This is a genomic window from Bacteroides sp. ZJ-18, assembly GCF_011038705.2.
Taxonomy (GTDB): Bacteria; Bacteroidota; Bacteroidia; order Bacteroidales; family Bacteroidaceae; genus Bacteroides; species Bacteroides hominis.
In genome coordinates this window covers 2,115,512-2,136,662 of the sequence record NZ_CP072198.1, presented here as the reverse complement: position 1 = coordinate 2,136,662, position 21,151 = coordinate 2,115,512, and the positions used below count along the sequence as shown (strand labels likewise).

The following is a 21,151-nucleotide window of genomic DNA, read 5'->3' as shown; positions in this document are numbered from 1 at the left end:
AACTCCCTTCCTGGTTAAATATCGTCATCTACTGTATCGAGCTTCAGTTTGTCACTGTCGTCTCTTTTTTCGTAATATTGTTTACGCAACGGATTGGCATGTGCTGCCTTTTCACGCTGGCGGTTACGGAATACATCAATCGCTACATAAATGGCTTGCCGGAATGAATCTTCACAAGCAACCCCTTTTCCTGCAATATCATAGGCTGTACCGTGCGCCGGAGAAGTGCGTATCACAGGCAGACCTGCCGTATAATTCACACCTTCATCCATGGCCAATGCCTTGAAAGGTGCCAGTCCCTGATCATGATACATAGCGAGCACTCCGTCAAAATGGGTAAAATTACCCGATCCCATAAAGCCGTCAGCCGGATAAGGACCATAACATAAGATTCCTTTAGCAGCCATCTCCTGGATAGCCGGAGAAATGATCTCCTGTTCTTCCGTACCGAGCAACCCGTCATCTCCGGCATGTGGATTCAGTGCCAACACTGCAATGCGAGGTGCGCCGATTCCAAAATCCTGTTTCAACGAACGGTTGAAAATGACAAGTTTCTCCTGAATCAGCTCTTTGGTTATCGAAGAAGCTATCTCCCGAACCGGAATATGACCGGTCACCAAAGCCACACGGAAATCCTCCTTCATCAAGATCATCAGAGATTTCGAACCGTCTCCCAAACGCTCTTCAATATATTCAGTATGTCCGGGGAAAGCGAATCCTTCGGACTGAATTGTATGCTTATTAATAGGAGCTGTCACAATGACATCAATCAACCCTTCCCTGAACTCCTCTATCGCTTTTTCAAGTGCCCCTAAAGCTGCTTTACCGGCCTCCGGATCGGGTTTTGAAAACTCGACTTTCACTTCGTCATCCGTACAATTGACTACACTCAACCGATTGTGTGCAGCTTCTGCAGCAGTATTGACAATACTGAAGTTAGTAGGCAGATCGAGTGATTTACGGTGATATGCAGCCACCTTCGGCGAACCGTAAATGACCGGTGTACAAAGTTCCAACATGACGGGGTCGGCAAAAGTCTTCAAGATTACTTCGTATCCTACCCCGTTTATGTCTCCCTGAGTGATACCAATTTTTATTTTGTTATCTTCCATTTTGTTATTTGTTAGTTTTCTCCTCCTGCTCTATGCCCATCGGAATCTGCTCCTGCTTCTTCTCGGTAGGAAGTTGCAAAGTATACAGAGACGCTTCCAACATGCGCATCAGGTTACGTTTCAATTTATCTGGTGAGTAAATAAATACCTCTACAGTGACAATACGATGGTTAGCCTTGTCCAGACGAGTGTGCGAAACAAACGGACCACCCATGAAGTCACCCTTCATACGCCAAAGCCCACGTGCTTCCATTGTATAGTCGCCATGAATATCGATTGGACGAACCTCGACTGTAGTCGAGTCTGTCGACATATACATACCTTCTTTAGCTCCCGGAATATTAGCTTTCATCACAGAATCGCGTTTATGGATGAAAAACTCTTTCGTAAACGTATCCTTATCGGTATACGGATAAGAGTAGATCACAAAATTCTGATCAGCGGAAGCTGTATTCGTACCTGCCCAGAAGAAATCCTCTCCAGTCTTTGAACTGCCCAACTCAGCCGGAAGCCAGATGTCGCTATCGAACATACTGTTAACCTTCTTCGAAATGAAATCATTGTGGTTTTTCTCTAACAAGGAAATCTGGCGATTCATCTCGGCACGGGTAAAGAAGTCGATAATTGCTTGCTTGTTTTCATTCACAAACTTTTCAAATGTGGCTTCGTCCGGAGCCTGAATAGTCAGAATCATCTGGGGAGATGCATATACATCCTTGGCATACTTAAATTTAGGCTGACTATAGATGTCCTGTATATCTACGATAATAATATTACGTACCAGCTTCAGGATAGCATCGAAATTGTTCGCAGAAGTAGACATGATTCTGAACGAACGTTCCGATTGCGGAAGTCCGGGTACATCTGTATCAAGCACATTGTACAAAGCTCTACCGGCAGGACGCTCCCACACTGGATTATCAACGACCACCAGGATTTCGTAAGCACGTCCGCTGGAAGTTGGAGTAAACACACTTTTCTTGCCGCCTTTACAAGAAAACAATACTACTGCTACAAGAGCCATACTGAGGTAAAACAGGTACTTTTTCATATGCATCAATTTTAATGTTTTCACAAAACTACGAAATCATCGTATACATATAGTCTACGAAACTGATAATTTATATTAATTCTTGTCACTCTCTTCCTGCTTGGCAGTCGATAACATACCACAGGCAGCAAAAATATCTTCTCCCCTTGAAGCGCGAATCGTAGTAAACAATCCGTGCGACGTCAGATAATCACGAAATGCCATCATAGTCTCCATATCGGCACCTTCAAGATCCACTCCGGGAATGGCATGAAAGCGAATCAGATTCATCCGGCAATCAAGCCCACGAAGTAACTTTACCAGCTCTTTGGCATAAATCAACGAATCATTGACGCCTTTAAAAACAATGTATTCAAACGAAAGTCTGCGTTGTTTACTAAAATCATAGTTTTTTAACAGATCGACCATCTCTTTTATCGAGAAGGCTCTTTCGGCAGGCATCAACTCTGAACGCTGTGAAGGAAAGGGAGAATGCAGGCTGATGGCCAGATGGCACTCGCTTTCTTCAATAAAACGCTGTAGTCCCTTCCGTAACCCCACCGACGACAAAGTTATACGTTTTGGACTCCAACCGTATCCATACGAAGCTGTCAGGATATGCAATGCTTTTAAAACTTCATCCAAGTTGTCAAGCGGTTCACCCATCCCCATCATAACGACATTGGTCAACTTGTCCCGCTCCGGCAATGCCGCGATCTGATTTAAAATCTGATTGGCAGTCAGACTTGCTGTAAATCCTTGCTTGCCCGTCATGCAAAATTTGCAGTTCATTTTACACCCCACCTGGGAAGACACACACAGTGTCGCCCGGTCTTCATCAGGAATATATACCGCTTCAACAAAATGGTTCTCTCCCACGCGATAAAGATACTTCACCGTACCATCTATGGAACGCATAGCATCCACGGGTGCGACTACTCCCAAATCGTACTCGCCTTTCAGCAATTCTCTATGCTTCAACGACAAATTAGTCATTTCGTCAATAGAAGTCACTTTTTTATCGTACAACCAGGAAGCTATCTGTTTGGCCGCAAAAGCCGGCATCCCCAAGTCTTTGGTAACAGATTGCAATTCGGTAAGAGTCATTCCTAAAAGCGGATATTTGGGCATATTTACTACAAATATTTATTTATTCATGCAAATGTAAGGAATAAAAGTTGATTTTTGAAAAGAGAAAGGACAAAAGTTAATAAGAAGAAGGAAAGAGAGAACAAAAAGAAAAGGCCATTCCACAAGGAATGACCTTTTATCTATAAAACTATTTTCTGAAGAAAACGAGTCTTGTTTTTAGAAGAACAGGTAACGCTTGTCTTTTACATCACCTTTCAGATAAAGATCGTTCATGAAACGGGCAGCCAGACGGGCATGCATATTTTCCAGAGTAACCTCCTCTGCCTTGGCATCGAATGTTTCATTCAACTTATCTTTGGCATATACCTGCAATACAAATACACCGCCATTACCTTTGATAGGAGCGCTCAGTTTATTAATATCGGCTACCGATGCATAAGCACCTACCAGCGGTTCGCTACTACGCAAAGCAGCTACATAGGCAGGAGCCGCAAATGTTACGTGTTTCACTGAATCGCTCACTGCATTGGCCATTGATTTATACTGATCGAAAGAAGTTGCATTGGCAGCCTTCATGTCAGCCATAATTTTTTCAGCCTTCTTATCACGAATGATTTCTGCTCTTAACTGATCCTGAACCTGAGCCAAAGGACGATAACCTTCTTCGATCACGTTAACCAGGCCGACAACCAGCATACGATCGCTCTCACCACATTCATACAAACCGGAAACTTCACCGGGTTTTGCAGCAAATGTCCATTTCAGAGCTTCTTTGGTTCCTCTGATACCACCGATTCCGTGTTCCGAGCTATACAAATCATTTCTTTCAAGCAATTTATAACCTGCTTCTTCAGCATTAGCCGCCATCTTTTCTACCGTCGGATTGGCTGCGATAAACTGACTGAAGTCATTATATGCCTTATTATAAGTTTCTTTGCTGAAGTCAACTGCGCGTTTGATTACGGCAACTTTATATTTATCTTTCACAGCTTTCTTGTCAGTAACCTGCAAAATGATGTTACCCTGTCCCAATGCTACATTAGAGAGTTCGTTCACTCCCAGGTTGTTGATCGTGGTGATAAACTTCAGGTTGTCACCATCAATCTGTGCATTTTCGTAGTTAGCAGAAGAAATCCAGTTGGATTCACCTGTCTGTCCATACTTTTTAGCCAAAGCGGTGAAGTCGGCCCCACCTTTAATTGCTGTATAAATACTATCAGCCAAAACTTTTGTTTTAGCAGCATCTTCAGCATAAACCTGAATCTGACGGAACTGTACAGAATCGGCAGCAGCCACTTTAGACAAAACCTTGAAAGAGTTAATGGTATTATCACCGGCATTATAATAAGGACCATATACCTGTCCCACTGAAGCTGAATCCATCCGTGCAACTACATCTGACGGAAAAGCTCTTTTAGTGTAATACAAATCAACGTAAGGATATTCAGATCCTGTCGAACGGATGAAAGTAGTATAATCACCATTAGCAGTAGCCAACTGATTTGTATAATCAGTCACTTCCTGCTGAATAGCGGCTTTATCTTCCGCACTGGCAGTCACCTGTACATCGATATATTTGATATTGCGTGTTTCAACATATTGTTTGAACTGTTCTTTCTTCTTATTATAGAGATCTTTCAGCTCTGACTCTTTCACTGTAATGGTAGAATCAACAATTGAAGAATAAGGCACAGCAGCCAACAGTACATCCGATTGGTTCACTCTTGCATCGAAAGCATCTTGTGCTTCAACCGGGTTAGAGAAAAGAGCCTTTGTCACCAATGCCTGATATTTTTCAGCCAGACGGCTCTGAATCAGAGTTTTTTCAACGAATGACCAAAGTTTGTGCATGCCTTCATAGTATTCTACATATTGAGACGGCATCTTAGTTTTGTCCATTTTAGAATAGTCAGACAAAAATTTCTTCAACATATCTTTATCGAAAGCACCCGTTTGCGGATTGCGGAACGGAGTCTGTTGCAGCAACGGATTCACACCTTCGTTGATGATAGACTGAATTTCAGCCTTTGAAACTGTAATCCCCAGCTTCTTCGCTTCTTTTTCAATCAGTTTATTGTTCACGTAGCTACGCCATACTTCGTCTTTCACCTGATTGGTTTGTTCATCGTTCAATGAACTCATTCCGCTGGAGAACTTGATGACTTCAGTATATTCTTCTACCATATTCTGGTAGTCCTGAGCAGAAAGAGTTTCTCCGTTGACTTCGCCTACATCATGCGACTGGTGTGGCTGGAGAACTTTCCAGGCATCGCCCGCAATGAAAGCAAACAAAGCCAAACCAATAACGATCACCAACAGGGGTCCTTTGGATCTAATGTTTTGTAATGTTGCCATTTTGATTAATACGATTTATTTGTTATTATTATTTTCTTCATCTTTGGTTTTAGCGCACGAAGATACAAAAAATGCTAATATGCATCTATTTATTAGCTAAAAAATTACAGTTATCGATCATTATTCCATCACTTTCAGCCGAACAAGTTCGATTTTCGTTGCTGTAACCTTAATTATTTTAAACTGATATTTACCCACGGATACCAATTCGTGCAATTTTGGGAAACTCTGATACTGATTCAAGATTAATCCTCCCACTGTCAGATAGTCATCGGACTCCGGGAGGTCCAAATCGAAAGTTTCATTTACTTTCTCTATTTCAAGACGGGCCGAGAGCACATATTCATGCTCTCCGATTTGCTTGCAGATATAGGAAGTATTGTCATGTTCATCCTCTATGTCACCAAAAATTTCTTCAACAAGATCTTCCAGACTGACAATGCCCGAAGTTCCTCCGAACTCATCCACTACTACGGCAATAGTCTTCTTTTGCTGCATAAACAGTTTCATCAGCTTATGGGCAGCCATTGTTTCGGGCACAATAGGTACCTCTTTCACATGGTCGCGCCAGTCTTTCGGGTTACGGAACATTTCCGACGAATGAATGTACCCCACGACATTGTCTATGTTTCCGTCATAAACAATTATTTTTGATATTCCGGATTCCACAAACCGGTTTTTAAGTTCCTCAAGCGAGGTATCCAATGCAACGGCTACTACTTCCGTACGGGGAACAATGCAATCTCGTATTTTAACCGTCGAAAAATCGAGAGCATTCTGAAAGATTTTCACTTCTGTATCCAGGGTCTCTTCGCTTTCGGCATTATCTATACTCGACTGGACAAAATAATCGAGGTCTACTTTTCCAAAAGCTTTTGCCGAAGCCTCCTTATTCACTTTCATCCCGAACAGGCGAAGGAAAAGATAAGAAACTCCCGACGAGAATTTGGATATCGGATAAAGAATGATATAACAGATAAAAAGAGGAAGCGCACATACATTCAGAACCAGATTCGGATTGATCTTAAAAAGCGTTTTTGGCAAGAACTCTCCTGTTACCAGGATAATCAATGTAGAAATAACGGTCTGTATCAATACCATCACAAAATGATTGGTAATCCACCCGGCCAGCAAATTATCACCGATAATCTGTGCCATCAATATACCATAGATAACCAAAGCAATGTTATTCCCGACCAACATGGTAGAAATAAAATCATTCGGGTTCCGGAAGAAAAGCGAAAGAATACGAGACGACACTCCCCCTTTCCGATCCATTTCAAAACGAAGTTTGTCTACCGAAACAAAAGCAATCTCCATACCGGAAAAGAAGGCGGAGAATGCCATGGTTATCAACAGGTAAATAATGATACTCATAACTAATTTACAGAATCTGTTTTTGCCTTTTCGGCATCTTGGTCAACATAAAATATACCGGCAATATTGTGAACAACCGGCTTCAGAAATCGGTCATCCGACTCAAAACCATATCCGGTTATCACCTGATCGGGCTGCTCCATCTGGACAAATTTATCGGTATATACTTTCTTGGTGGCTTCATTCCAGTATAATAATTCGGTACTGACATGATCTCCTTTCAGACTTTTAATGTCTACATTCCCAATAAGCTTCCAAAGCCGGTCACGGTCGTAATAATAAGCCGTATCTGCCTTTATACTTGCATCTACATGAAACAAGGAGTCGAACTGCTCCAAATAAATTCCCTTCTCAAAGGCCCAATACGAGGGTTTCTTCTTGTCAAAAATCAGCCACTCTTCAGTATTGACCCGATAACGCGTAACTCCGGAATCGGATATAAGAGTCGTCACCCCTCGCGTGTCCATGACAGGCAGGGAATCCCGTTCGGTAATGGCATCGGCCATTGCCTTATTTCTTCCGCCACAGGAAGAAAATAAAAGAAGCATAACAATTGCCCCGAAGACAATTGTTATGCTCAAACTTTTATTTAATAAACTGTTACTTTGTTGTCGCAACATAAATTTATCTGATCGTTGTAGTCTCTCCAATCCAGCCACCGATAGTGATGCGGTCACCAGCTTTGTAACCCAACATGAACAAGTCTTTAGCCTGCGGAGTATAAGCGGAATATCTACCGATCATTTTGTTAGCCTCTTCTGCAACACTCGGATCTACAGATTTAGCTTTCTGCAACTTATCAATAACCACAAAATAAGTACACTTATTCAATGCTGATTCATCACTCCAGTTCGGACTCATTGCATACAGGTTAGCAATAAGGATATAAGGAGCACCGTAGTTTTCATTGAAACTGATTGCTTTCTGAGCATATGATCTTGCCTGAGATAACTTCTTAGCAGTAGTTAAAACACTGGCAGCAGCATAAGCTTTTTCCGCTTTCTTCGCATTATCCGTTTCCAGATTAATCGCTTCATCAAAGAACTTCACAGAAGTTTCAATATCCCCCTTCTTATAAGCTTGGTAGGCACATCCTGTAGCAGCTTCAGCTGAAGGCTCTATTTTATACACATAGAATGAAGCTTGTTGATAGGCTTCACTATCTGTACATTTCATCATCTTCATAATGTCGATAACTTTCTTTAAATAAGCCAGATCTGTCTGATTAGCTTCTACTTTGGGAGCATAGATTGCTTGCAGTGATTCACAATCGGCTGTACCGCTATTGATGAACAGAGCTACCAGATTGTCTTTGATACCAGTAAGCGCTTTCTTTGTACTCTCTTTATCAGCAGCAGCTATGGCAGCGTCCACATATTCGGATGCACTCAGGTAATCCTGAATAAACTGTTCTTTGTGGGCAGGATCTGTTTTCAGTTTATCATGTGACATCTGCAGGAAGTAGAATATAGTAGCTCCCGAAGATTCACCTTTTACAGCATCTACCGACTTTTTCAGCCACTCATAAGCTTGGTTTACATCCATTTTAGGAGCAAAGGCAATATAATCAACAGCCTTGATTCCCAAAGCTTCGTTCTCTGATGATACTTTCACACCTTTTCCCAAAAATTCCTGAGTATACTTCATACGAAGATCATGGGTATTCATCAACTCGTCAAAATACTGTTTGTATTCAGCAGAATTTCTGTCTTTGATCTGTCCCAGCAACCCTTTCAGAATTTTATAACCGTCTGTGAAGGTATAGAAACGAAGAGTCGGACAGTTCTCCAAAACAGCTTTCCACGGAGTATAGGCATCTTTAAAGTTGCCTGCTTTCACCGCTTCGTGAGAAATACTACTGTTCGAATTACAATTAGCGTCGTCCTGTGCTACCACAGTTGTTGCTCCCGCCGAAAGAAACAACACAGCCACAAGCGTTTTAATTTTCATTGTATCTAAATTTTAGTTGTTATATAATACCGTCTATTCTTTCTGTTATTTTACTTTACGTTTGAAGAACCAGCCTTCATTAAAGGTAATTCCAAGACTCAACCGCAATGTATTTTCATCTACCATACCAGCTCTCAGTCCGTGTACTTTAATGTATTGGGCTGAAACATTGATTAGCGAACGTGACCCCGGAAGCGGTAACCCCAAACCGGCTGTCACTCCATACTCACGAGAAGCTCTCTCCCCCCCTATCTTATAGTAGGGTTCCGAATAATATCCGCCAACACGATATTTAATATGTGCCAGATAACTGCGTGAAAAACGATTCGGCATATATTCGGCACCTACTGAAATTTTCATTGCATCGCAAAAGGCGTTAGGTTGATTCATATAGGTTACATCTCCCCATTTCTGCAAATTAAAATCTGCACCAATGATCAGACGTTTGTCATATTCGTAGGTGAGTCCCACTCCAAAACTGTTTGGTGTCCCATAGGTGGCCACCGTATCGATAGTGCTCACCGCAACTGTCTGGTTACTATTGGAATTGGTAAGTGTTGCCCTTTGCACATAAGCTTCATTATGCAAATCTTTTTTAGGTGAGAACACAACTCCTAAAGTAACAGCATGTTTTCTGCCAAACTGTTGTGTATACTGTGCCCCAAAATCCAATTTATAGTCGCGAACGGACAAATAATCAACATTTTGAAAAGCAAAAGCATTTTCATTATTCGGGAAAGCAATGCGTGCCGTACGTGTTATTTCACCCCAAAAGTAAGACACGTTCGCACCGACAGACAAATTTTTAAGCACTTTCACTCCAAAACCTACATAAAGCTGATGCAACCCGCCGTCTCCGGAAAATGTAGTCACATTCTGCGCATCTTCCGACGCAACGTCTTTATCTGCTTTTGCCATGCTATAGCCGACACTCGAATAAGGCAACAAACCAATACTCATGGCTATCCATTTTTGCAAACGGAACTGCATGGCGATGTAGTCAAAACTTGAATTTTTCGCATTCAGCTTTGTTCCTTCACTACTGAAGTTGGTATTTTGCATCGAAAACCCTCCGTCGAAAAGAAAAGTCAACGAATCAATCGCTGTGTAAGAAGCAGGATTTAACGGATTAATATGTGATCCATTGCGCAACCCATAAGCAATCCCTCCCATTGCTTTACTATTTGCAAATGACTGATCAGCCAACTGACCATAACCATATCGTGTATAAGGAGAGTTTGTATTATTTTGAGCGATTGCCACTCCGGGTAATAATATCGTGAGCAGAAGCGCACAAAGTGTCTGTTTATATCCTACCATTATTATAGTTTAATATTCTATTTAATCCTTTCAACACTAAAAATCTATCTGCAAAGATGACACTTTTTAATTTCGTATCAAAAGAAAAATCATCTCCGCCCGTTAAAAAAACCAAAAGTTCAGGATATTTATGCTTCATAGCCGTAATATACCCTGCAATTTCGTATTCTATCCCTTTTTTCACTCCGGAACGAATGGCTGTTTCAGTATCTTTTCCCATATCCGGCAGGCGTCCTTCCGCATTGATCAAAGGCAAACGCCCGGTGAACTGATGAAGCGCTTTGAGACGCATCCATAATCCGGGCGAAATATTTCCACCATGATATTGCCCCAAAGAGTCAATAAATTCATAAGTGATACATGTACCCGCATCAATCACCAGAATGTCTTTACCGGGAAACTGATCGTTGGCCGCTACAACAGCAGCCATCCGGTCATAGCCGAGAGTTTCAGGTGTTTCATACAGATTCGTTACCGGAAGCGGCGTATTGCAATTCAACCATAAAATGGGTACAGGGAGCTTACCCAACTGAGCCAACACACATTCGTTTAAGTCTATAACAGTGGCAACAATTGCTTTTCGAACATTATATTTGCTGCAAACTGCCTCTAAACAATCCAGAGATTGATTAGAATCGTAAACAACTTCTACCATAGAAGTTTGGTCAAAAAGCGCTACCTTGGCTACTGTATTTCCAATATCGATAATTAAGTTCACTTTCTCTCTGTTTGAGGGTGCAAAGATAAGGGATAAAATTTATTTGCATACTGAAATAAGAAATAAAAAGCATTGGGAGGCAAAGAAAAGCCCCCAAAAGACGACTTGACGAGCTATCGAAGAAACACGTTTTAAAACAGAAAACCCGCCTGAAAAAGCACACGAAAAGGAAGGCAGAAAACCCAAAACCAAACATCCAGTTTTCACCATTGATTAGCAACGCCTTACGTATGTATAAAAACCCAGAAAAACCTACAATACAATACAGAACAATACAATACAGAACAATACAATACAGAACATAACAATAACAGAAGAAACAAGATACCGCCGCTGCCGATGCCATCCCCGGTAAACTTATCACAAAAAGATTTGTAGCCCGGCGCTCCGGCCCCGTAGCCCGGCGGTCGGATGTATGCAGCCCGGCGCTCCGCAATCTGTAGCCCGGCGCTCCGACACAAACAGCCCGGCGGTCGGGAAAAAGTGACAGATTTATTCACTTAATCGAGTATTTTATCCCGCAAAAGCAGTATCTTTGCCACATGAACTCAAAGTTGCGACATTTGCTCCTGATATTTTTTTCTTTCTTCACCATCCTGACATGGGGAACAGAGAGTCCATCCTCGCCTGATTCTGTCCGAATCAGCCTGCTGACGTGCGCTCCGGGGGAAGAAATCTATTCGTTATTCGGACATACTGCCATCCGCTATGAAGAACCGGCACGGGGTATCGATAGGGTGTACAACTACGGCCTGTTCAGTTTCAACACCCCTAACTTTACGCTACGTTTTGCACTCGGCAATGCCGACTACCGGTTGGGAGTGGAAGATTACCGTCATTTTGCCGTCGAATATGAATACTTCGGACGCAGTGTATGGCAGCAGACGCTCAATCTGACAGCCGAAGAACAACAACAGTTAATCACCCTTCTGGAAGAAAATTACCGCCCGGAAAACCGGATATACCGCTATAATTTTTTCTACGATAATTGTGCTACCCGACCACGGGACAAAGTGGAAGAGAGCCTGCAAAAAAGTGGCAGCCAACTGCTCTTCAGCAATACATATACCGAAAATAACGAGACTAAATCTTATCGAGATATTGTTCACCAATACACGAAAGGACACCCCTGGGCACAATTCGGAATCGACTTCTGCATCGGCAGCCAGGCCGACCGCCCCATCAGCGAAAGACAAATGATGTTCTCACCATTCTATCTGATGGATGCTTTTGACAAAGCGCGCATCGTTAACGCATCCGAAAACAGACCGTTAGTGACCGCCACTCAAAAAATTATCGACTGCGAACCGGACGTATCCGCACCTGCAGAAAGTGACATCTGGGATACACTTACCCCCATCCGCCTATCTCTTCTGTTTTTTATCGGCATCGGCATAGCTACGGTCTATGGCCTGCGAAAAAAGAAAAGTCTTTGGGGACTGGATATAGCAGTATTCGCCGCAGCAGGTATCGCAGGATGCATTATTGCTTTCCTTGCTCTTTTCTCCGAGCATCCCACGGTGGGGGCGAATTACTTGTTATTTGTCTTTCACCCGGGACATCTGCTCTGCCTCCCTTTCTTCATAAACGATGAACGGAAGCAGCGCAAAAGTAGGTATCATCTGCTGAATTGCATGGTTTTAACACTTTTTATAGCGTTTTTCCCTGTAATACCACAAAATTTCGACTTAGCAGTATTACCTTTGGCACTCAGTTTGCTGATACGTTCTGCAAGCAACCTTATACTGACATACAAAAAAGCTAAATGAAAGGACTATTAACCTCCATACTGACCGTACTTACTTTTACCGGGCTGCAAGCCCAGCCACTTCCCACTACTCCGAAATTAGTGGTGGGACTTACAATCGACCAGTTACGTACGGACTATCTGGAAGCTTTTTCAACTTTGTATGGCGACAAAGGCTTCAGGCGGCTTTGGAAAGAAGGACGCGTATTCCGGAATGCCGAATATACTTTCTGTGGCACAGACCGCGCATCGGCCATCGCAGCCATTTATACAGGCACCACTCCTTCGGTCAACGGAATCATCGGTAAACGCTGGATGGATGTGTCGATCCTGCGTACCGTGAGTTGTGTAGACGATCCTTCATTTATGGGTAATTACACGAATGAAAGTTCTTCTCCTTCACATCTCCTGACCTCAACAATTGCCGACGAACTCAAAATAGCTACCCGCAACGAAGGATTAGTATATGCTATCGCCCCCTTCCGTGACGCTGCCATTCTTGCAGCCGGACATGCCGGAAATGGCGCATTCTGGCTCAACAATACTACCGGAAAATGGTGCGGAACAACTTATTATAGTGAATTTCCATGGTGGGTGAGCCAATATAACGATCGGAATGCCGTAGACTTCCGCATTGCCGATATGACGTGGACTCCTGTCCACCCCATGCAAAATTACACATTCCTACCCGAATGGAGGGACGCAGCCTTTAAATATAAATTTGACGATGACCGCATCAATAAATACAAACGGCTGATTACAAGCCCTTTTATCAACGATGAAGTTAACTTGCTGACCGAGGAGCTTCTGGATAAGAGCACAATGGGAAAAGACAATACTCCCGACATGCTCTCACTCACCTATTACGCCGGCAATTATGCTCACAAAAGCGTACAGGAATGCGCTATGGAGATGCAGGATACCTACGTTCGCCTCGACCGCAGCATTGCTTCTTTGCTGGATATCATCGACAAGAAAGTAGGCTTACAGAACGTTGTCTTCTTTATCACTTCCACCGGATATACCGATACTGAATCGGCAGACCGGGGACTCTACCGGGTTCCGACCGGAGAGTTCCACCTGAACCGTTGTGCGGCCCTGTTGAACATGTATCTGATGGCTACTTACGGTCAGGGACAATACGTGGAAGCCTACTACGACCAGCAAATTTATCTCAACCATAAACTGATAGAAGAAAAACAACTGGATTTGGCAGATATTCAGGAAAAAGCCGCTGAATTCCTGATCCAGTTTAGTGGGGTAAACGAGGTTTATTCGGGTAAACGCCTGTTATTGGGGGCCTGGACACCGGACATCTCAATGATACGGAATGGTTTCCACCGTAAACGCTCGGGCGATCTGTTGATCGACGTATTGCCGGGCTGGACCATCGTCAATGAAAATACATCCGACCATAAAGTGGTCCGGAAAGCACATATTCCGTCTCCGCTTATTTTTCTGGGCAGTGGCGTAAAACCGGCCGTAATCAACACGCCCGTAACCGTCGACCACATAGCTCCTACCGTAGCTCACATCCTGAGAATACGGGCCCCGAACGCATGCACTGCAACTCCGATTACCGACATCCGGTGACACTTTCCACACAAAAAACAGTGTGCAAAGCGCAAATAAATCAGCATTTTAATGTAACTTTGCGCAGTTGAATCAATTTAGTAAATAATAAACATAAATAATAGATAATGGGATTTAATGAATTTTTAAGCTCGATTTTCGGAAACAAATCCACACGAGACATGAAAGAAATTCAACCCTGGGTAGACAAGATCAAAGCCGCTTACCCAGAGGTTGCTAAGCTTGACAATGACGGCCTCCGTGCAAAAACAGAGGAACTTAAAGAATACATCCGCAACTCGGCAAGCAAAGAACGTGCTAAAGCTGACGAACTCAGAGCAGGCATCGAAAGCGTGGAACTGGAAGACCGCGAAGAAGTATTCGCTCAGATCGACAAAATTGAAAAAGAAATATTAGAGATATACGAAAAAGCACTTGACGAAGTATTGCCGGTAGCTTTCTCCATCGTGAAAGAATCTGCCAAACGTTTCTCTGAAAACGAAGAAATAGTAGTTACAGCTACAGATTTCGACCGCACCCTGGCGGCTACCAAAGACTTCGTGCGCATCGAAGGTGACAAAGCCATCTGGCAGAATCATTGGAATGCCGGTGGAAATGACACGGTATGGAACATGGTTCACTACGACGTACAGTTGTTTGGCGGTGTAGTACTGCACAAAGGGAAAATTGCCGAAATGGCGACCGGTGAAGGTAAGACTCTTGTAGCTACGCTTCCCGTATTCCTGAATGCCCTGACCGGAAACGGCGTACATGTAGTAACCGTGAACGACTATCTGGCTAAACGTGACTCCGAATGGATGGGACCGCTTTATATGTTCCACGGACTCAGCGTGGACTGCATCGACCGTCACCAACCCAACTCTGACGCACGCCGCCAGGCTTATTTGGCAGACATCACTTTCGGAACGAACAATGAATTCGGTTTCGACTATCTGCGTGATAATATGGCTATCAGCCCGAAAGACCTTGTACAGCGCCAGCACAACTATGCCATCGTCGACGAGGTGGACTCGGTATTGATTGACGATGCCCGTACTCCGTTGATTATTTCAGGTCCCGTGCCCAAAGGCGAAGACCAACTCTTTGAGCAACTCCGCCCATTGGTAGAACGCCTTGTGGAGAAACAGAAAGAGTTAGCAACTAAATACTTATCGGAGGCTAAGAGACTTATCAACTCGAATGATAAGAAAGAGGTGGAAGAAGGATTTCTCGCTCTGTTCCGCAGCCACAAAGCACTGCCTAAAAATAAGGCATTGATCAAATTCCTCAGTGAACAGGGAATCAAAGCCGGTATGCTGAAAACGGAAGAGATCTACATGGAGCAAAACAACAAACGCATGCATGAAGCAACAGATCCATTGTACTTCGTGATTGACGAAAAGTTGAACAGCGTAGATCTGACAGATAAAGGTGTAGACCTGATCACCGGTAACTCGGAAGATCCGACTTTATTCGTATTGCCGGACATAGCCGCCCAACTTTCGGAATTGGAAAACGAACATGGATTGAGCGACGAACAAAAGCTTGAAAAGAAAGATGCCTTGCTGACCAATTATGCCATCAAGTCAGAACGTGTACACACCATCAACCAGTTGCTGAAGGCATACACCATGTTCGAAAAGGATGATGAGTATGTGGTAATCGACGGACAAGTGAAGATCGTTGACGAACAAACAGGACGTATCATGGAAGGCCGCCGTTACTCAGACGGACTGCATCAGGCCATCGAAGCGAAGGAAGGTGTGAAAGTAGAAGCTGCCACACAAACTTTTGCCACCATCACTCTGCAGAACTACTTCCGTATGTATCATAAACTCTCGGGTATGACCGGTACGGCCGAAACAGAAGCCGGTGAGTTGTGGGACATTTACAAACTGGATGTAGTCGTGATTCCGACCAATCGACCGATTGCCCGCAAAGACATGAATGACCGCGTTTATAAAACAAAACGCGAAAAGTATAAAGCCGTAATCGAAGAAATAGAACAACTGGTACAGGCAGGACGCCCGGTATTGGTGGGTACTACTTCGGTAGAAATCTCCGAGATGCTGAGCAAGATGCTGACCATGCGCAAGATCGAACACAACGTATTGAATGCGAAACTTCACCAGAGGGAGGCAGACATCGTTGCTAAAGCAGGTTTGAGCGGTACGGTAACCATTGCTACAAACATGGCCGGTCGTGGTACGGACATCAAGCTGAGTCCTGAAGTAAAAGCAGCAGGCGGTTTGGCAATCATCGGTACCGAACGTCACGAGTCACGTCGTGTAGACCGTCAGTTGCGCGGACGTGCAGGACGTCAGGGTGACCCGGGTTCATCTGTCTTCTTCGTTTCACTCGAGGACGACCTGATGCGCCTCTTCTCTTCCGACCGTATCGCCAGCGTGATGGATAAACTGGGATTCCAGGAAGGTGAAATGATCGAGCACAAGATGATCTCCAACTCCATCGAGCGTGCACAGAAAAAGGTAGAAGAAAACAACTTCGGTATCCGTAAACGTCTGTTGGAGTATGACGATGTAATGAATAAGCAACGTACGGTTGTTTATACCAAACGCCGCCATGCGCTGATGGGTGAACGTATCGGAATGGATATCGTTAATATGATTTGGGACCGTTGTGCCGCCGCTATCGAGAACAATGCAGACTACGAAGAATGTAAGCTGGACTTGCTCCAAACGCTCGCAATGGAGGTTCCTTTCACAGAAGAAGAGTTCCGCAACGAGAAAAAGGATAAACTGGCAGACAAAACATTCGATGTGGCAATGGCTAACTTCAAGCGCAAGACAGAACGTCTGGCACAGATAGCCAATCCGGTGATCAAGCAAGTGTACGAGAACCAAGGACATATGTACGAAAACATCCTGATTCCGATCACGGACGGAAAACGTATGTACAATATCTCTTGCAATCTGAAAGCTGCTTACGAAAGCGAATCGAAAGAAGTAGTGAAATCATTCGAAAAATCGATCTTGCTCCATGTCATCGACGAGTCTTGGAAAGAAAACTTACGTGAACTGGACGAACTGAAACATTCGGTACAGAACGCAAGTTACGAACAGAAAGATCCGCTATTGATCTATAAACTGGAATCGGTGACTTTGTTTGATAATATGGTAAACAAGATCAATAATCAGACTGTATCCATCCTGATGCGTGGTCAGATTCCTGTAGCCGAACCAACTGAAGAACAGCAAGAAGCGGCCAGACGCGTAGAAGTACGCCAGGCAGCTCCGGAACAACGTCAGGACATGAGCAAATATCGGGAACAAAAACAAGATCTGAGTGATCCGAATCAGCAGGCCGCTGCCCAGCAAGATACGCGCGAAGCCGTGAAACGTGAACCCATCCGTGCCGAAAAAACAGTAGGACGCAATGATCCCTGCCCATGTGGAAGCGGAAAAAAATATAAAAATTGTCACGGACGGAACAGTTAAGTATATAAAGAACCCGTAACTCCTTAATAAAAGCCTTGAACGGTTAAAAACTGTTCGAGGCTTTTCTATATTCAATCAAAATCGTATTTTTGTTCTTTCAGAAAAGTAAAAAAACAGGCTATGACAAAATATCCGTATATTCTGTTCGTATTGCTCCTTGTGTCTTTCAGTTCCTGCCAGACTGTTGAGCAACTTTCCATTGATTATATGCTCCCTGCGGAAATCAGTTTTCCTAACGAGTTGAAACGGGTGGCAATCGTAAATAATGTCAGTGCCACACCTGATAATACCTTACCTCCCAAAGAAAATAAAATAAAAGATAAAAATGAACTCAGCCGGGCAGTATCCTATCACGACGGCCAGCCCGTGCTCACTACCGAGGCACTGGCCAAAGCCATAGCTGAGCAGAATTATTTTAACGAAGTCGTTATTTGTGATTCGGCTCTGCGCGCACGGGACTTCAGACCTCGTGAATCAACCCTCAGCCAAGAAGAGGTCCGGACCTTGACACAGACTTTAGGTGTTGATTTCATCATTTCACTTGAAAACTTGCAAATGAAATCAACACGTGTTTTCAGTTATATTCCCGAATGGAACACTTATTATGGTACATTAGATACTAAAATCTATCCTACGGTGAAGATTTATCTTCCGGGACGGAAAAGCCCGATGGTAACGATCAACAGCAACGACAGCATTTTTTGGGAAGAGTACGGAAATACCGAAGCGTTTGTCCGCTCACGTCTCCCGGATGACAAACAAATGATTCGCGAATCCTCTGAGTTTGCCGGTAGCATTCCGGTAAGCAAGATACTGCCGTACTGGAAAACAGCCTATCGTTATTACTTCATCAGTGGCTCGGTAGCAATGCGCGACGCAGCCGTCTATGTGAAAGAAAATGAATGGGACAAAGCATCAAAACTTTGGGAACAAGCTTTCGAAGCAACTAAAAATAACAAAAAGAAAATGCGTGCAGCTTTCAATCTGGCCCTATACCACGAAATGAAAGATAGTGTGGAAGAAGCAGAGAAATGGGCTATCAAAGCACAGGAATTTGCACGTAAAATAGATAAAATCGATTCACTGAAGAGCAGTGATATAGACTTTAGCAGAATTCCCAACTACTACCTGACCAGCCTTTATGTGAACGAATTGAAGGAAAGGGCCGAGGGATTAGGCAAACTTAAAGGCCAAATGAGTAGATTTAATGATGATTTTTAAAGAAATCATGCAAGGGTTCTTATTTTTTTTATACCTTTGAGCTAAATAAAAAGAGCTAAAAGATATGAAACTTAGTCAGCAGTCACAAGCCATTATCGAATCTGCGATTCAAAAAGCAATTAACAAATATACCTGTGGATGCGAACAGACCATTGTCACAGATATCCATATTCAACCGAACCAAAATTCCGGTGAGCTCTTCATCTATGATGATGAAGATGAAGAATTATCCAGTGTAACCATTGATGAATGGACAGCCTACGAGGGAGATGACTTTTACGAAGATGCTGAAAGAATCTTCCGCACCATGCTCTGCCGTATGAAAGAAGGTGGAAGTTTCGATAAGTTGACTATCCTTAAACCTTATTCTTTCGTATTGGTAGACGAAGATAAAGAGACGATCTCCGACCTTTTGCTTGTAGACGATGATACACTGTTAGTAAATGATGAACTTCTGAAAGGGCTGGATAAAGAACTGGACGATTTTCTGAAAAACTTATTGGAAAAATAGTTCCGCCCCCTTCTTGTGATATAACTGAAAGAGGCTATCCGAATAATTCGAATAGCCTCTTTTGGATTGGGTTCATGACGGACATATGGATAATCAATACCTTGTCACCTTGTCCGAATGCGCCTTCAGGTATTCAAAACGATTGATTAGTTCACCCAACTTTTTAGGGTACTTCTCTGCCAGATTCTCCTGCTGACCGATATCCGATTTCAGATTATAGAGTTTATAGCCATAGCCTAAACCGATAAAGTCACCGTCTTCTTTACTATAGGGATTATAATAAGGGGGAATCAGTGCCCAGTCACCCTGACGATAAGCATAATTGAACATCCCTTCGATCACTAACTCTTTACGACCCTTTTTACTCTTACCTAAAAAAGCATCCATCGTATTCTGACTATCCACTTTATCAGGATAACTTTGTCCCAGAAGTGAAGCAAATGAAGCTAATAGATCCATCTGGCAAACAAATACATCTGATACCTGAGGCTTCACCCTGGCCGGCCAGCGAAGCATAAATGGTATACGGGTTCCCCCATCAAACATGCTTGTTTTACCCCCGCGTAAGGGCCCGGCTATTTGGTGATCACCCACCAATTCAACAGCATCATCTTTGTAGCCATCATCAAGTACCGGACCGTTGTCACTTGTCAGAATCACGATGGTATTCTCTGCCAATCCCAGTTTATCCAATTCTTTCAGAAATTGATCTACACACCAATCAGCTTCCAGAATCACGTCGCCACGAGGCCCCATACCCGACTTCCCGACAAAACGTTCGTTAGGCACACGAGGTACATGCGGTTGATGAAGTCCATAATAGAGAAAGAAAGGTTTATCCTTGTTTTCATCAACAAATTGTTTGGCTTTATCCAGAAATAATCCTGCCATTTCTTCATCTTTCCACTGTGCCGCCTTACCGCCTTTCTGGAAACCAATACGAGGCACCCCATTCACGATGGAACCTGCATGCCCCACACTGGGGTGCATACGCAACAACTCCGGATTGTCTTTACCGGTGGGTTCGCCAGGGAAATTTTTCCGATAATCCACATAAAGAGGGTCATTCGGATCCAGCCCGACCACTTTTCCATTTTCCAGAAAAACACAAGGAACACGATCATTCGTCGCTGCCTGAATGAATGAATAATCGTAACCAATCTCGGCAGCACCGGGATGTACCTCCTTATTCCAATCTACATGCCCGTCTCCCAGACCGATATGCCATTTACCGACAGAACCGGTAGTATACCCTGCCTGCTTCATCAGCTTTGGCAATGTTATCTTCTGTGGATCAATAATCAACGCGGCATTACCCGGCAAAATCTTAGCTTCGACATTGCTCCAGGGATACTTCCCGGTCATGACCGAATAACGGCTCGGAGTGGACGTAGCCGCGGTACAGAATCCCTGTGTAAACCGAATACCTTCATTGGCTATACGGTCCATGCCCGGAGTCTGTATTCGATGGGCACCATAACAACTTAAGTCTCCGTATCCCAAGTCATCGGCAACAATCAGGATAATGTTGGGCTGTTTTTCTGTTTGTTCTTGTGCAGACTGCGGCGCGCCGGCCAAAGCAGTAGCCGGCAAAGATACCCCCGCTACCACCCCTAAGGTACAGTTTAGCAATTTCATTTTTTCGTTTGTCATATTAAATTTGTTCAAGAGTAATTTCTGATGAGGTC

At 43.6% G+C, this 21,151-nt stretch carries 15 protein-coding genes; 5 read left to right on the top strand and 10 right to left on the bottom strand.

All coding sequences use genetic code 11. From position 1 onward, the window contains the following. Window positions 1–14: 14 nt before the first annotated feature. The 9 genes from pdxA to G7Y45_RS08345 all read right to left on the bottom strand — a co-directional run bounded on the left by pdxA (window position 15) and on the right by G7Y45_RS08345 (window position 10,954). Complete coding sequence (pdxA, locus tag G7Y45_RS08385) at window positions 15–1,112, bottom strand: 4-hydroxythreonine-4-phosphate dehydrogenase PdxA (RefSeq protein WP_005775823.1); 1,098 nt, start codon at window positions 1,110–1,112, stop codon at window positions 15–17. A 4-nt stretch (window positions 1,113–1,116) separates the two neighbouring features. Further along, a complete protein-coding gene (locus G7Y45_RS08380) occupies window positions 1,117–2,163 on the bottom strand; it encodes a DUF4837 family protein (protein ID WP_005775822.1) in 1,047 nt (348 codons plus the stop codon). Between the two features lie 75 nt (window positions 2,164–2,238). Beyond that, entirely contained in the window at window positions 2,239–3,273 is a 1,035-nt protein-coding gene (rlmN, locus tag G7Y45_RS08375) for a 23S rRNA (adenine(2503)-C(2))-methyltransferase RlmN (RefSeq protein WP_165015976.1), read from the bottom strand. A 177-nt stretch (window positions 3,274–3,450) separates the two neighbouring features. Then, complete coding sequence (locus G7Y45_RS08370; protein WP_005775820.1) at window positions 3,451–5,589, bottom strand: peptidylprolyl isomerase; 2,139 nt, start codon at window positions 5,587–5,589, stop codon at window positions 3,451–3,453. A gap of 120 nt (window positions 5,590–5,709) precedes the next feature. Next, window positions 5,710–6,966, bottom strand: coding sequence for a hemolysin family protein (locus G7Y45_RS08365; protein WP_005809954.1), 1,257 nt, complete (start codon window positions 6,964–6,966; stop codon window positions 5,710–5,712). Window positions 6,967–6,968: 2 nt separating this feature from the next. After that, a complete protein-coding gene (lptC, locus tag G7Y45_RS08360) occupies window positions 6,969–7,586 on the bottom strand; it encodes an LPS export ABC transporter periplasmic protein LptC (RefSeq protein ID WP_005809955.1) in 618 nt (205 codons plus the stop codon). A gap of 4 nt (window positions 7,587–7,590) precedes the next feature. Then, on the bottom strand, window positions 7,591–8,916 hold the full coding sequence (locus G7Y45_RS08355; protein ID WP_165015973.1) for a hypothetical protein: 1,326 nt from the start codon (window positions 8,914–8,916) through the stop codon (window positions 7,591–7,593). Between the two features lie 45 nt (window positions 8,917–8,961). Continuing rightward, window positions 8,962–10,236 (bottom strand): hypothetical protein, encoded by a 1,275-nt coding sequence (locus G7Y45_RS08350; protein WP_005775815.1) that lies wholly within the window; start codon window positions 10,234–10,236, stop codon window positions 8,962–8,964. Further along, window positions 10,223–10,954: a type III pantothenate kinase gene (locus tag G7Y45_RS08345; protein WP_005775814.1), complete on the bottom strand. Its 732-nt coding sequence runs from the start codon at window positions 10,952–10,954 to the stop codon at window positions 10,223–10,225. Before G7Y45_RS08345 ends, G7Y45_RS08350 begins: the two co-directional genes overlap by 14 nt. Before the next feature lie 542 nt (window positions 10,955–11,496). Between G7Y45_RS08345 and G7Y45_RS08340 the strand changes: the two genes are divergently transcribed. The 5 genes from G7Y45_RS08340 to G7Y45_RS08320 all read left to right on the top strand — a co-directional run bounded on the left by G7Y45_RS08340 (window position 11,497) and on the right by G7Y45_RS08320 (window position 19,463). Next, entirely contained in the window at window positions 11,497–12,723 is a 1,227-nt protein-coding gene (locus tag G7Y45_RS08340) for a DUF4105 domain-containing protein (protein ID WP_005775812.1), read from the top strand. Continuing rightward, a complete protein-coding gene (locus G7Y45_RS08335) occupies window positions 12,720–14,294 on the top strand; it encodes an alkaline phosphatase family protein (protein ID WP_005775810.1) in 1,575 nt (524 codons plus the stop codon). The genes G7Y45_RS08340 and G7Y45_RS08335 overlap by 4 nt, the downstream gene beginning before the upstream one ends. A 107-nt stretch (window positions 14,295–14,401) precedes the next feature. Continuing rightward, window positions 14,402–17,731, top strand: a complete 3,330-nt coding sequence (gene secA / locus G7Y45_RS08330) for a preprotein translocase subunit SecA (RefSeq protein ID WP_005775809.1) — start codon at window positions 14,402–14,404, stop codon at window positions 17,729–17,731. A 120-nt stretch (window positions 17,732–17,851) separates the two neighbouring features. Then, entirely contained in the window at window positions 17,852–18,952 is a 1,101-nt protein-coding gene (locus tag G7Y45_RS08325) for a DUF6340 family protein (protein WP_005809963.1), read from the top strand. 64 nt (window positions 18,953–19,016) lie between these two features. Then, window positions 19,017–19,463 carry a hypothetical protein gene (locus tag G7Y45_RS08320; RefSeq protein ID WP_005775807.1) on the top strand — a complete coding sequence of 149 codons (447 nt, stop codon included), beginning with the start codon at window positions 19,017–19,019 and terminating at the stop codon, window positions 19,461–19,463. Window positions 19,464–19,556: 93 nt separating this feature from the next. On the opposite strand, the gene G7Y45_RS08315 is transcribed toward G7Y45_RS08320, so the two are convergent. Continuing rightward, window positions 19,557–21,116 carry an arylsulfatase gene (locus G7Y45_RS08315; protein WP_022012999.1) on the bottom strand — a complete coding sequence of 520 codons (1,560 nt, stop codon included), beginning with the start codon at window positions 21,114–21,116 and terminating at the stop codon, window positions 19,557–19,559. Between the last annotated feature and the right edge of the window lie 35 nt (window positions 21,117–21,151).

Bases quoted from the DNA above. Each gene is read 5' to 3' on its own strand.
- pdxA (WP_005775823.1), bottom strand. From the start codon at position 1,112: ATGGAAGATAACAAAATAAAAATTGGTATCACTCAGGGAGACATAAAC.
- G7Y45_RS08380 (WP_005775822.1), bottom strand. From the start codon at position 2,163: ATGAAAAAGTACCTGTTTTACCTCAGTATGGCTCTTGTAGCAGTAGTA.
- rlmN (WP_165015976.1), bottom strand. From the start codon at position 3,273: ATGCCCAAATATCCGCTTTTAGGAATGACTCTTACCGAATTGCAATCT.
- G7Y45_RS08370 (WP_005775820.1), bottom strand. From the start codon at position 5,589: ATGGCAACATTACAAAACATTAGATCCAAAGGACCCCTGTTGGTGATC.
- G7Y45_RS08365 (WP_005809954.1), bottom strand. From the start codon at position 6,966: ATGAGTATCATTATTTACCTGTTGATAACCATGGCATTCTCCGCCTTC.
- lptC (WP_005809955.1), bottom strand. From the start codon at position 7,586: ATGTTGCGACAACAAAGTAACAGTTTATTAAATAAAAGTTTGAGCATA.
- G7Y45_RS08355 (WP_165015973.1), bottom strand. From the start codon at position 8,916: ATGAAAATTAAAACGCTTGTGGCTGTGTTGTTTCTTTCGGCGGGAGCA.
- G7Y45_RS08350 (WP_005775815.1), bottom strand. From the start codon at position 10,236: ATGGTAGGATATAAACAGACACTTTGTGCGCTTCTGCTCACGATATTA.
- G7Y45_RS08340 (WP_005775812.1), top strand. From the start codon at position 11,497: ATGAACTCAAAGTTGCGACATTTGCTCCTGATATTTTTTTCTTTCTTC.
- G7Y45_RS08335 (WP_005775810.1), top strand. From the start codon at position 12,720: ATGAAAGGACTATTAACCTCCATACTGACCGTACTTACTTTTACCGGG.
- secA (WP_005775809.1), top strand. From the start codon at position 14,402: ATGGGATTTAATGAATTTTTAAGCTCGATTTTCGGAAACAAATCCACA.
- G7Y45_RS08325 (WP_005809963.1), top strand. From the start codon at position 17,852: ATGACAAAATATCCGTATATTCTGTTCGTATTGCTCCTTGTGTCTTTC.
- G7Y45_RS08320 (WP_005775807.1), top strand. From the start codon at position 19,017: ATGAAACTTAGTCAGCAGTCACAAGCCATTATCGAATCTGCGATTCAA.
- G7Y45_RS08315 (WP_022012999.1), bottom strand. From the start codon at position 21,116: ATGACAAACGAAAAAATGAAATTGCTAAACTGTACCTTAGGGGTGGTA.